Below are 13441 nucleotides of genomic sequence, written 5' to 3' on the forward strand. Positions count from 1 at the left end.
TCGCGGCAGAATACAACTGTCATATTCTACATGCTAATCAGCATCGATAGATAATCAGAAGATGATAGGTGACACGACTCAATTCTTCATTGTTGTTGGTTTCGGACAAGCATAAGGATTGGACTTTAAAAGATTTTCCTCAGCCCCAGATACTTGAGAAATCAGGGTGACTTCACCCGCGCCATTGAAACGCCAACCATTAGCAGGTGCGATCGCCACGGTTTTTTCCATAGCAGGTGATTTAATATTTATGGGTAAATTTCGCCTAGCTGTCATTTCTCTTGTCCGAGTATCTGACCACAAAACATCACCACCCAAAAGTTCATAGGGGTTAGCAGGTAAACCACCACGTCCCGTTACCACAAATTGACTATTGTTATTTTCGTTTTCTTGTGAACAATCAGCAGCGAGTAACGTTGAACTATCAACAACACTAGTAGATAATTCACTTAACCCCTGAATCGGATCAACTTGTACTGTATTAATAGTCACATCTCCATTAATCCCCAGTTGAGAACTAGCAGTAATATCGCTAAATTGCGTATCTCGGAAGCGTGACGTAATCCCGAAAATGCTTTGTGCGGTGATATCTACTCTCCCGCCCCTACCATTAAAAGCATTGGCGCTAATATCGCTATTTTCACCAGGAATAGCAATTAAAAATTGGGTGTTGATATTGATGTTTCCACCATTACCCCCTGCATTCGCAACACCAGCATTGGCAGAAATACTACTATTATTTCGCAGCAATACAACATCTCTCACATTGAGATTAATATTTCCCCCTTCACCAGCATTTGTCCCCGTTGTAATTGTTCCTCGATTATTTAACCTTAAAAAACGAGTATTAACTGTGATGTCGCCAGCATTGGCGCGTTCTGTCCCGCGCACACGCGCAAACAAACCACTGTTAGCACCGTCATTACCAATTGAGTCAGTACCAAGTTCTGCTATGCGTGCTGCAAAAGTCGGGTCACTACCACTAATACTCACCCTATTTTTGGCTTCTAGAGTAATGTTCCCTGCATTCCCAATATTGGATGCACTGGTTAAAATTTGACCACCACTAACTAAATCAACGGTATCGGCAATAATATTAATGTTACCCCCCCTACCCCCGCTAGAACTACTAGCACTTACTAATGCTCCATCTGTTATCTGTAAACTACGAGTTTTAATATCAATATTCCCTGCTTTCCCAATTGCATTACCTACCGTGTCAGTAAATAATCCTGAAGAGAAAAATCTGAATCTTGGGTCTGAAGAAAATCCCAGCAGTTTGACAGATTCAGTAGCATTAATTTGAATGTTACCGCCATTTCTTGAGCCAGTAGTTGCAGATGAAATTGCTGCACCGTTTGTTACAGTTAGGTTTCTCGTATTAATATCAATTAGTCCTGGACTAGCCGTTCCATCTACAGGCGTTCCAATAAAACTTCTGTTGTTTAAGAAGATATTTTGAGCATTAATGATTATGTTGCCAGAAATACCCGCATTGAAAGCAGATGAGTCTAAGGAGGAAGCATCTAGAAAAATGTCTTTAGCTTGGATATTGAGGTTACTAGCATTGCCCCTACTCTCATTAGTAGTAGTAGTGCTAATGGAACTGTTAGTTAACATCACAGAGTTATTAGCTTTTATCAATACTCCCTCTGTATTACCTTCTCCTGAAGAGATAGCAGTTAATCTACTATTACCATTATTACTTCTTAAATAAACTGAATCACCTAGGATTTGAATACCACCTGTGTTGCCTATTGCATCACTATTAACATCACTATTAATGACACTGTTATTCGCATAGATATTACCATTTGCTTCTATCAAAATTCCACTAGTATTTCCTGTTCCATAAGTACTAGCACTCAATGTTGCATTATCCAATAATACTGACCCAGCTTGAATATGAATCCCGTCAGTATTACCTATGGCTGGAAAGAATAAAGAGAAATTATTGCCTACATCACTGCTAATTGAACTATCATTCAAAAATAGTAATTTAGCTTTGATATAAATGCCACCAGTATTACCTGTGGTTGAAGTCATAAAGTCTCCCACACTATTGATAATGCTAGTCTGTGCAATATTTATTTTTTCTGTTGCATCAAGAATAATATCTCCCGCCTGAGTTCCATTATCGCTCAGACCACCTATTAGCTGACTATCTGTAATTTCTATATTTCTGCCATTGATGCTCAAACTACCGCCACTATTAGCACTCACATTCACATTGGCAGTTCCATTCATAATCGAAATATCACCTCGCGCTAAGTTCTGAGCATATCCCAAACTGAGATTCTGATTATTGGTATTTAATTCTACACTTCCTTTTCCGGCTACTGCTCCTAACTCAATTCTTCCACCTGGTGCAGATAAAGTTCCGCCATTTATAGAGACATTACCGCCTAATAACAATAAGCTTTGACCGGGATCAACTGATAGACCAACTACAGATTGTGTAGATGGATTTTTATATTTAGATTGATTAATAATTGCTGAATTACTAATTTGATTGAATAAAAAAGCCGAGGGATTAACTGTGAGTAATGTAGGATTATTAGGGACAGAAGCACTAAAAAATCCTTGATTGCCAAATGCGATCGCATTTGCTGTGGTAGCTACAAATGAGCCACCAACATCTAAACTAGCATTACGGCCAAATAAGATTCCATGAGGATTAAGCAAAAATAAGTTTGGACTACCAACACCAGAAGTTTTGAGAGTTCCGAGAATATCAGAACGACTGCCACCTGTGACCCGGACTAAAATATTTTGAATATTTGCACTATGATTTATAAAATCTGCTGTGTGCATTTCAGGAATACTAAATTTCTGGAAACTATGAAACAAGTTATTACCTGCTACAGTACCTTCTGTAATTTTCAATCTTGTATTATCGGGTGTAACGACAGAGTTTTTCGGTAGTGTCGTATCAGGAACAATTTGAGCTTGAGTGACGTTTATTGTATTCAGATAGCACCAGATTACTCCACCAAATAAGCAAGAGTTGAAAATATAATTATTCATAATTTTTTGTACTTGAGTTAATTATTAATGTATTTCAAAATATCTATCTATATGGTAAATTTTTGAAAAAATGTACAGATAGCTATTATTTACATATATAGTTGTAGTCAACTACGCTTCTTGTTGTGCAAATTTAGGGGTGAATGGGATTTCACCCCTACTGAATATTTATGCAAAAATCAAATTAGATTGCTATATTGTCTTGGCTAGGAAGGGCAATAGTCAGGTGAAATTTGGTAATTAACCTTATAACCTTTTAAATCCATTGTACCGGAACTCACAGTTGGTGGAATACTCAGTCCAGAAATTGTTTGCTGCGCTTGAGTTCTGGTCGCAGCATCAGCAAATTTTACTGTTGTTGTAGTAGTGAAACATGTATTAAGATTTAGTGGCACTTCTTGTCCTGGAGCAAGTGATAAAATTTCAGTTCTTTTAACACTAACTCCTTGGACTTCAACAATTACTATCCCTGCCTGACTACTAGAATTTTTTATGGATGTTACACGCATATAACTCCGACCTAATAGTGCTATGACAAGGGGTTTGTGCATAAATGTTTTATTGATAATTTCCATTTGTACTGGAATTTTACTTGTAAAAGTCTCTGCTAATGCAGCATTTCCGGGAACTAGTATGGTTATAGATAGAATGACGATGAAAAATAATTTCCATAGCCGATTTAACCAAACTTGCAACATATCAACTAACTCCTGAGTAACCGCAATGAATTTTGCCTATCAGTTACGAAATAATTTAATTCTTCTATATTTTGACAGCTATACTATCCACGATATTTAGCTTATTTCACGTTATTCTGTATAACTGGTTTTATATAGAACTGAGGCTGGAATTTATCCTACGGCCAAAACAGGATATTTGCTGGTTAAATTTTGTATTTTATCTACATAAAAATAATTTAAAACAAATGAACTATAGTAAATTTTCGATGGCATAAAATTAATTAAAAAAGCTCAGGAAGTATAAGGAAAGCTAAACACAATCTATTCCTCTTACTACCTGAGCAATTATTCTTTTATCAAAGCAAAGTATTGGTTCTTAACAATAGTTTACTTAGTGGATATTTGTACAATATCTAGTTTCTGCCGAGCCATTTTTGACTGTTCAAACGCCGCACTAAACCAAATACCAACAAATCAAGTGTAGTTTTGCGTTCGTCAATTAAGAATGATTCAAGGGTACTGGTCTTTTTGCCTTCGTTGCAGGAAAAACCCTTTTTCCCTTGAATATCTTCGTCGGGAAAATACACGTTAAATTGACGTTGACCATTTTGCCAACTGCCGATAACTTGCCAGTATTCTTCATCGGAAGGTAAGCCAGCGATGGGGAGTTTTTGTTTAGCAAAAGCTAATTGTAAATCTTGTACGCCTTCATCCGCGATCGCCTTTTGCAAAGCTGGTATGTATTCTTGCTGGATAAACTCTGCAAACGGCTTATCTTCAACGGCTGGGGCTTTCTCTTTTTTGGCGGCTTTAGCGGCGGCTGGTTTTTCTGCACCATCGGCGGCTTGAGCAGCATTAGGGTTAACTTTTGGGTTAGCTGCTTTGGGGTCTGGTGCGTTGGCAGTAGGTATATTTGTGGCTACTGGTTCACTGATGCTGGGTACTTGTTTGTCAACAGTGCTGGGAGCTACCTCTCCCGCTTGATTGTGATTGGTTTCGTCTGCCATTGCTCAGGTAAATCCTTTATCTAGCTTTGAAAGCGATCGCTCACCTTTGTGTACTAATTTATCTTGATTTTGACATATCAGAGCTAGTTGATAATCAAGAGTTAATAGTCCATAGTCAAAAGTCAATGGATGCTAGTTAAACTTTCTATATTTCTAGGGAGCAAGTGTGCTTTTAGTAGTTTAGGCGATCGCTTCCCGAATATCCCTGATCAATTCATCCATTCTGGTTTGAGTCGTATTCCAAGAACACATCAAACGCACGCCACCTACACCAATAAATGTATAAAATTGCCAATTTCTCTCTTTTAACTTTTGAATAACTGGCTGTGGTAATTTGACAAATACAGCATTAGCTTCCCTCGGCAACATAATTTCCACACCATCTATTTGTAATAGTTGATTTTCTAAATATTCTGCACATTGGTTGGCGTGTCGTGCATTTTTGAGCCATGCACCTGTTTCGAGTAAGCCCAACCACGGCGCAGAAATAAACCGCATTTTAGAAGCTAATTGTCCTGCTTGTTTACAACGATAATCAAAATCTTCCGCTAAGGCTCGATTAAAGAAAATAATTGCTTCGCCCAAAGCCATACCATTTTTTGTCCCGCAAAAACACAACACATCTACACCACTTTTCCAAGTCATTTCTGCGGGGCTTTTATTCATTGCCGCAACAGCATTGGCAAAGCGAGCGCCATCCATGTGAACTTTTAATTGATATTTCTGAGCAACTTCTTTAATTTGCCAAAGTTCATCAATAGTATAGACTGTGCCTAATTCTGTTGATTGCGTAATACTAATAACTTTGGGTTTAGGGAAATGAATATCTGTACGCTTGGTGACAATCGCTTCGATACTTTGTGCGGTTAATTTACCATTTTCTCCTGGAGCTAGAAGCAGTTTAGAACCGTTAGAAGCAAATTCCGGCGCACCACATTCATCTGTTTCTATATGGGCTGTTTCATGACAAATCACACTATGATATGACTGACATAATGCGGCTAAAGATAAAGAATTTGCAGATGTGCCATTAAAGGTAAAAAATATCTCACAATCAATTTCAAATAATTCCCGAAAATAATCAGCCGCTTTTTGAGTCCATTCATCATTCCCATAAGCAGGCGCACTACCAATATTAGCTTGAAGCATATACTCTAGTGCTTCTGGACAAATACCAGAGTAATTATCACTAGCAAACTGTTCGGCGTTATTACTCATATTTTCTCAATAAAAAATTCCTGCAATATCTACAGCAGAATTCAGGAGTCAGAAGTAAGAATTCAAAATGAGAATAGGCTTTCTAACTAGTTTTGAAACCTCAATTGTGTACTTCACTCACTTGATATTTGCTGTAATTTTTAGCTTTAACTATAGCAATCTTACACCCTCACACCCTCATACCCAATCTTTGTACGTAATACCAATTTAAGAAAAGAATGCGACAGATAGAAATCAGGAAAGTCTTACTGGAGCTAGATTTCTTAATTGCGAGTTGCGAGTTGCGAGTTGCGAATTGCGAATTGGTATAACTCCTAGTCATATTCCATAGTCGCAAAACAAAATCCACCTAAACAATTGTTTGGTGGATTTGTTGGTTACTTTAAGTGGATCCGAGCAGAGTCGAACTGCTGTCCAAATTGGGTATTGACCCCCCGCTCATTCACAGGTTTAGCCTTTCTGACCCTCAAGGCGGGAATCGTTCATTATCCCGAACGTAGGATGCTCTGATTAAGTCTTAGCCAGCAAGCCAACCAGAGAACACCTGCTGGAGCATCCGTTGGGGTTGGTCTCTAGTCCTTAACGGAGTCGGACTAAAGACGCTCGAACCTATAAGAGGCTATTAGGCAGCTACTAGAGCATCCTTACGAGCAAATTTTACGATGTTATTCGCATTTACTTTTTTTTGAGCCTGATATTTGCGAGAGAAGACTCACTCTCGACCTGAGTCACAGAGTAGCGTTCGCCAACCTGTCGAAACCGTTACGGACCCATCTGCTTTATATCCTTATTATAATTCGCGGTGGGGAAAATGTGTTACAAGATGACAAAGAAATATTAAACTCTCATTCTGTATCTTTAACTGTCATGAGCCAGACTACATAATTCTGACTTCTGAATTATTGTTCATCCCCATAATCTTCTACCTGTTTTACCTTGTAATTTTTCGTGAGCATCATTTAATAAAGCCGGAATATCTAAGTTTTCAGGACATCTCGGTAAACAATCACCACATTCTGTACACCGATTAGCTTTTATACCTGGGAACCAATGACCTGCATTTTCAAACATTCCATAACGATACTGCCCATAATCTGTCATATTGTATGCCACGGCTAAATTACGTAACCGCAATACTTCTGGAATATTGATATTTTCTGGACAAGGTAAACAAGCATAGCATTGACTACATTTATCAGTCCCTAAAATATTATTTTGATGATTTTCTAAGCGTTGAAAAATAGAAGTTTCTGCTGATGTTAATTCATTATTTCTATCAGCAACTTGTAAAGGTGCGATTAATTCTTCTGGCTTGGCTGCGCCGACACTCAAAGTTGTAATCCGTCTATCACTCAGCAAAAATCGATAATTTAATTCTAAGGGCGAATAGGGCTGACATAAATCTTTGAGGGTTTGGGGTGGTGTGTAGAGTTTTCCGCCTTTGTCAGCCGGGGAAATAATAAATACGCCCATATCTTTTTTTACAGCTAACTCAATTGCTGGGGCGTGACGTTGAAAAAAATAGTAATAATGCAGGTTGACAAATTCAAATAAATCTGTATTGATTGCTGCTTGAATTAGCTCTAAAGCTGCGTGGGTGGAAAAGCCAACGTGTCGCACTCGACCATCTGCAATTGCTTCTTGGACAGCTTGCATACAACCACCTTTGGCTTCCACCCACTGTAAATGCTCCCAAGTATTTAAACCGTGGATTCCTAAACAATCTACATAATCTAGATGTAATCGCGCTAAAGATTCATCAATGTACCGCCGCATACTATCAGCGTCGGCTGTTGGGGGAATTTTTGTGGTGATGTACAGTTGGGAACGCGGTAAAGACAACCCATTTTGAATCGCTTGGCCAAGATACTCCTCACTTTTGCCATAACCTCTGGCTGTTTCTATATGATTAATTCCTAGAGCTAAGGCTTGAGCGATGGTTTTCTGAGCATTTTCAGCATCAGCCAAATAGCGCATTGTCCCTAAAGAAAAAACCGAGAGGTAGAGATTTGTTTTGCCAAAGCGTCGGTATTGCATGAGTTCCAGTAACCAAATTTGAGTGCTAAATTCTGAGTATAAATACAATTAAGAGCAGTTACACTGAGAATGAAGTGTGAAAAAGAAAGCAGGAAAATTATCAGAATAAAATTCAGGAGTCAGAATCAAACTTTCTGGATTCTTCTTTAATTCTGGAACTCTTTCTTTTCCAGCACTCCGCACTCATTAATTAGCACTTTCTTTAGCTATCGCCATTACCGAAACGCTTAATCAAATCTTCAGGACGGAGATTGGAGATAAATTCACGAAACGCTTCTTGCTCTGCTTCATCAGCATCACGATCTACGGGAATTGAGGCATCAGCAACTACTTCTTCCATAACCCAAATTGGCGTATTTGTACGGAGGGCTATGGCGATCGCATCACTGGGACGTGCATCAATTTCTTTTTTGACTTCGCCTTGCTGCACAATCAAAGCTGCATAAAATGTATCCTTCTGCAAGGAATGAATAATCACCTTTTCTAGAGTCATATTCCACGTCTCTAGAATATTTACCATTAAGTCATGAGTTAACGGTCTGGGTGGCTTTTGATTCTCCAGCGCCCCCATAATTGCCCTAGCCTGTTCTTGACCAATATAAATTGGTAAAGCACGCCGATCTGACGCATCTTTTAACAGTACAATCGGGCTACGAGTTATGGCATCTAATGCTATGCCAGCGACTTTCATTTCAATCATTGGCGAAGCCTCTACAATTCTGGGAGAGCTTGAAATATTGGTAACATTTTATACCTTTTCTGGGTGTGTAAAGAGAAGAAATAAACATAGGCAGGTTTTCTATAATTGCTTCTATTAAACTCCTAACTTGGTGTGAACACCAGAGTAAGTTAAAGGAGTCTACCTAGACAATCACCTTCTTAACCAAGTATGCCTTGAGAAAGAGGTGAATGTGTTATCAACCTTATAATAAAAACAGTCAGAAATTATACTTAAAATGTCTTGCATTCTTGTAAGAAATACCAGTTGATTTTCGGCAAAATTAGGCAATAAATAGAGTTAGTTTCACAGAACAGCCGTGTTTACAGGATTAGTCCAAAGTTTAGGAACAATCAAACCCCTAGGGGGCGATTCTTGGCAAATTACTTGTGTGAGTCAGTCATCTAATGTAATTATGCAGGATTTAGCTTACGGTGACAGCGTGGCTGTAGATGGGGTTTGCTTAACTGTTGAAGAAATTTTAAAAGATGGGTTTATAGCCACAGCTTCTCCAGAAACGCTGCGTCGCACTACACTAGGTCTAGAAGAAACAAAACAAAGTTATGTGAATTTAGAAGCTTCGCTGCGGGTGGGTAGTAAAGTCGGCGGTCATTTTGTCATGGGTCATGTAGACGGTGTAGGTCGATTACTTACAACCCAACAGACGGTGACTTCTTGGGAAATGACATTTACTGCACCTGAAGCGATCGCGCGGTATATTGTCCCTAAAGGTAGCATTGCGGTCAATGGCATCAGTCTCACAGTAGCTGCCTACGAACCAGAACTGTCGCAATTTACTGTGGCTGTTATTCCCCTCACCTACGCTGACACCAATCTCCGCTATCTTGTCTCTGGCAGTTGGGTAAATTTAGAAGGAGATATTCTCGGCAAGTACGTGGAAAAATTTCTTTACCCTGGCAAAAAACAGTCAACATCATCCGATGAGACTGGATTTAATGAAATTACCCCAACATTCTTAGCAGAACACGGATATTTGTAAAAGTCTGAAGTATGAAGTGTGAAGTATGAAATTGATTTTTCAGACTTCATACTTCAGCCTTCATACTTATTAACTTCCTGAATCGCCACCTACTTGGGCTGTGCGAATGGAGTTTAACAACTGACTCAGACCTGCTTGTAATTGTCCATTGGGGTCAACAGCCACCCATCCATCCTGGGTCAATTGACGCGCTTCAAAGTGTAGGTGTGGCCCTGTAGAGTTGCCTGTACTACCAACTCTGCCAATTACCATTCCTGATTCCACAACTTGTCCAGGTTGGACAAAGATTTCGGACATGTGACCGTAAAGGGTTTGCTGGGCGGAATTATGATTCAAAATCACTGTCAAGCCATAACCACCAACCCAACCAGCTGTCTCTACCTGACCTTTAGCGGCGGCGAGAATTGGTGTACCCATCGGTGCACCTAAATCTGTACCCGCATGGAAACGGCGATTGCCCGTAATGGGGTGAATTCGCCAGCCAAACAACGATGTAATTGTGGCTGGAATAGACAGGGGATAGCTAATACCTGTACCACCACGATAGGCAATGGTATTTGTAAAGGGAATTTGGGGCAGAACTGAGGCTAAAGGAATATCGTAAGCCACAGTACTAACACGGGGTGCTAAGTTCCCTTCAATTGTTGGTGGGGCTAAAGCACCGGCGCTGGGTGCAACGGGTGTGGCGCTGACTTTGGTTGCACCAAAATCGTTGGGATTAGGAATAAACCGATTAGGACTAAAGGCTGTCTTAACTTCCCCACCATAAGCAACACGGGTTGTAGGGGTGTTACCCGTACTATTGATAGGCCGCGCTAAGGGCGCAGTAGCTAACTGAGCATTTTGGCTTTTTTTCAGCCAATTGGGGGCGGGTTTACTCTCAGAAGCGACACGCTGATTACCAGCAGGTTGAGCTTGGTTACAAAAACCGAGGGATATAGCTTGTCCTGATGGCAAAATTGTGCGACAACCACTAGAACGTTCTGTGATGATTACAGAATTGGGGGCTTGATAAGTATTTGTCGCCTCAGTGCCGTAATTGTTGGAGTCAATGTAGGCGTTGTTAGAATCTTTAACTTTTCCAGTCGTGGCTTCAACTGTGCTGTTAGAGTTATTCACCGGTTGAGCAACTGCGGGAAGTTTTTCTGGTATGGTGCGCGGCGCTACTGGTTTAACTACCTCTTCTCTAGCACTGGCACTTGGTTGAGTGACTTCCAGCTTGGGTTTAGCGGTGCGGACGCTGGATGGTTTCGGCTGTGCAGATGGTGTTGGGGTGCGTTCCTGCCGAGTTGTAAAAACTGGCTCAACGGCTGCTTCAGCTTGCGGTTTCGACTGTCTAACAGGCTCTTTGGATTGTGCAACCTCTGGTTTGCGGAGTCTTTGGTTGAGGTTAGCTCGTCTTTGAGAAAATTCCGCCTGCGCCTTGGGGGCTGCTGGGATAACAATATCTTTTTTGATGAAATTTGTTTTAGCTGTTGGTTGGGAATTTTCTACAGGAACAATGTTATCGATGGATGTTTCTGTTTGGGCAAAAACGAAGCCACCACTAAGCAGGCTAAAGCTACTTAGTAAACAGAGACTCTGGGCTGGCAGGGTAGATACAAAACGTTTTTTGGTCATACCTTGCTGGTTCGAGCCTTGGGAGTGATTATGGGCAGATGTATTGCGCTGCGTCATTAGTTCTCTCAGTTATTTTAAATTTGCCTCAAGAGATGATGCCAGTGGTTTGTCTTGCCCAAAGAGCTAAATTTATAACAAACCTACAATGGTACAGAAGATTTACGGTACCCTAGCGTAATTGTACCGGGTTCAATATAAAGTTCTGTTGTTTTTATGTCTGTTGTATCATACGTTTCCACAGAAACACGTAATTCACCCTGAGAAGTAACGCCGACTACAGTGCCTGCCAAATCATGAATGTACACTTTGTCACCTACATTGGTGAGTAATTCCAAATAGCGAGACAAGAGTATATTTATTCCTTCTTTAACAAGGCATTCCATACCGGACTCTATTCCCCGTAAAACGACGGAAGTGAGAGTTTCCAGACAAGGAATCGGTTTGGTAGCGTAGCAGGCTTGCCACATTTCGAGGTTAATTCCCGTTTCGGGTACTGGGTTTGTCCAGTTAATCCCAACTCCAATTACTGCTTGATGAATATAGCCATGATTGATTTTGGTTTCTGTTAAAATGCCACCTAATTTACGACCATTTAAAACTAGATCATTAGGCCATTTAATTCCCACATCCACGCCATAACAGCGCAGTTGGTTAGCTATACCCCAAGCACTAGCTAAAGTTAGTTGATAACTGGCACTAGCTTCTAGTTTAGGGGCGATCGCAACGGAAAGGTATAGCCCACCAGGGTGAGAAATCCATTGTCTTCCCCATTGTCCTCTACCCGCAGTTTGTTGTTGGGCAATCACCACAGACCAAGATTCTGCACCCTGGGCTAATAAATTCCACAATGTTTGATTAGTGGAAGCAAGATGATCAAAAATATGTAGCGAAAATAATGAATTTTCCCCGTTTCTTCCTGATTGCAATGCTAATTCTAACTTTTGTCGATCAAATTCCACAGACATGAACCGCAAATACCGTTGTTCAAGTTAACATTAATTGGCTGATTTTGATAAAAGGGAATAGGGAGTAGGAAGGAAAACATCAGGACTTACGCACGCAGTTTATCTGTGGAGATTGGGTGAAGGGATGAAAGATTAGGAGTGTAAGGGTTTTGAATACATACATCCCTATACCCTTTCACCCTTACCAAACCATTGATTTTTCGTCTCACTGTGTAAATCCTGTAATTTTTCCTCCTGCATACCAAAACCTCATATTCAATACCCTCTATTTTTGGTTAGGTTCAAGATGCACACTTGGCACTGGCGCAATTGGGAAGGACTGCCGTACCTTACCTGTAGTCTTTTAGAAAACTGGCAACACGGCTTTTTTACTCACCAGTTCTGGCCGCGATCGCCCCAAGATTTAACTCCCGTTCTGCACCCAGAAGCATCGGTGTATCGCTTAAAACAGGTACATGGCAATACTGTTCTCACGCCCCAAGAAGTTGATTCCCAAGTTAAGGAAATTACAGGCGATGAGGAATCTGCTTTTGCCTTGGCGGATGGTTTAATTACCGAACAACCTTTACAAGCAGTTTGGGTAGCCAGTGCAGACTGTACACCTGTATTAATTGGGGATGTGCGAACTGGACAGGTAGCTGCATTACACGCTGGTTGGCGAGGGACGGCGGCGAAGATTGTCCCCCAGGCGATCGCCCGATTACAAGCCCAAGGAAGTCAAGTACAGGACTTAAGAGTTGCCCTCGGCCCGGCGATCGCTGGCGAAGTTTATCAAGTCTCAGTTGAGGTAGCTGCGGAAATTGGAGCCAGTATTATATCACATAATGACACCCAAAAAATTGTTCAGACGTTACATGAATTACCCAATTCTCCCTTATTAGCCGACCCAGAACCAGGAAAAGTGAGAGTTGATGTGCGGCGGGTCAATACTTTGCAGTTAGAAAATTTAGGCATTAGTTCAGAACAAATTGCGATCGCTCCTTATTGTACATACCAAACTCCTGAACATTTCTTTTCCTACCGTCGTGAACAACAGAAAAAAGTCCAGTGGTCAGGAATTGTGAGCGGGAAAACATAACTTTTAGGAGTGCTGAGTTGAAAGTGCTGAGTGCTGAGTGAACCTCCATGACTAGCTTATGGTTCCCGACTTGAAGCACCCTGGGTTAACT

The 13441-nt window shown here is 40.7% G+C and carries 11 protein-coding genes and 1 other RNA gene; 2 read left to right on the forward strand and 10 right to left on the reverse strand.

Annotated features, from left to right (window positions below; genetic code table 11):
* Positions 1 to 78: 78 nt before the first annotated feature.
* The 8 genes from H6G28_RS16930 to H6G28_RS16960 all read right to left on the reverse strand — a co-directional run bounded on the left by H6G28_RS16930 (position 79) and on the right by H6G28_RS16960 (position 8669).
* Positions 79 to 3027, reverse strand: coding sequence for a two-partner secretion domain-containing protein (locus H6G28_RS16930; RefSeq protein ID WP_190672487.1), 2949 nt, complete (start codon positions 3025 to 3027; stop codon positions 79 to 81).
* 206 nt (positions 3028 to 3233) lie between these two features.
* Complete coding sequence (locus H6G28_RS16935; protein WP_190672489.1) at positions 3234 to 3725, reverse strand: hypothetical protein; 492 nt, start codon at positions 3723 to 3725, stop codon at positions 3234 to 3236.
* A gap of 395 nt (positions 3726 to 4120) precedes the next feature.
* Positions 4121 to 4714, reverse strand: a complete 594-nt coding sequence (locus H6G28_RS16940; protein WP_190591496.1) for a DUF2996 domain-containing protein — start codon at positions 4712 to 4714, stop codon at positions 4121 to 4123.
* A 3-nt stretch (positions 4715 to 4717) separates the two neighbouring features.
* Positions 4718 to 4840 (reverse strand): hypothetical protein, encoded by a 123-nt coding sequence (locus tag H6G28_RS37385; RefSeq protein WP_277883231.1) that lies wholly within the window; start codon positions 4838 to 4840, stop codon positions 4718 to 4720.
* A 54-nt stretch (positions 4841 to 4894) separates the two neighbouring features.
* Positions 4895 to 5932, reverse strand: a complete 1038-nt coding sequence (locus H6G28_RS16945; protein WP_190672493.1) for a threonine aldolase family protein — start codon at positions 5930 to 5932, stop codon at positions 4895 to 4897.
* Positions 5933 to 6316: 384 nt separating this feature from the next.
* Positions 6317 to 6704: a transfer-messenger RNA gene (gene ssrA, locus H6G28_RS16950) on the reverse strand.
* 134 nt (positions 6705 to 6838) lie between these two features.
* Entirely contained in the window at positions 6839 to 7969 is a 1131-nt protein-coding gene (locus H6G28_RS16955) for an aldo/keto reductase (protein ID WP_190672495.1), read from the reverse strand.
* Between the two features lie 202 nt (positions 7970 to 8171).
* A complete protein-coding gene (locus H6G28_RS16960) occupies positions 8172 to 8669 on the reverse strand; it encodes a bifunctional nuclease family protein (RefSeq protein ID WP_062294732.1) in 498 nt (165 codons plus the stop codon).
* Positions 8670 to 9006: 337 nt separating this feature from the next.
* On the opposite strand from H6G28_RS16960, the gene H6G28_RS16965 reads away from it, so the two are divergent.
* The gene (locus tag H6G28_RS16965; RefSeq protein WP_190672500.1) at positions 9007 to 9687 is read left to right on the forward strand and encodes a riboflavin synthase; all 681 of its coding nucleotides are present in this window, start codon (positions 9007 to 9009) and stop codon (positions 9685 to 9687) included.
* 69 nt (positions 9688 to 9756) lie between these two features.
* On the opposite strand, the gene H6G28_RS16970 is transcribed toward H6G28_RS16965, so the two are convergent.
* Positions 9757 to 11364 carry a peptidoglycan DD-metalloendopeptidase family protein gene (locus H6G28_RS16970; RefSeq protein WP_190672502.1) on the reverse strand — a complete coding sequence of 536 codons (1608 nt, stop codon included), beginning with the start codon at positions 11362 to 11364 and terminating at the stop codon, positions 9757 to 9759.
* Positions 11365 to 11447: 83 nt separating this feature from the next.
* Complete coding sequence (locus H6G28_RS16975) at positions 11448 to 12272, reverse strand: biotin--[acetyl-CoA-carboxylase] ligase (protein ID WP_190672505.1); 825 nt, start codon at positions 12270 to 12272, stop codon at positions 11448 to 11450.
* A 286-nt stretch (positions 12273 to 12558) separates the two neighbouring features.
* Between H6G28_RS16975 and pgeF the strand changes: the two genes are divergently transcribed.
* Positions 12559 to 13350 carry a peptidoglycan editing factor PgeF gene (pgeF, locus tag H6G28_RS16980; protein ID WP_190672508.1) on the forward strand — a complete coding sequence of 264 codons (792 nt, stop codon included), beginning with the start codon at positions 12559 to 12561 and terminating at the stop codon, positions 13348 to 13350.
* The last annotated feature ends 91 nt before the right edge of the window (positions 13351 to 13441 follow it).

The organism is Nostoc sp. FACHB-190 (assembly GCF_014696905.1).
GTDB lineage: Bacteria > Cyanobacteriota > Cyanobacteriia > Cyanobacteriales > Nostocaceae > Nostoc_B.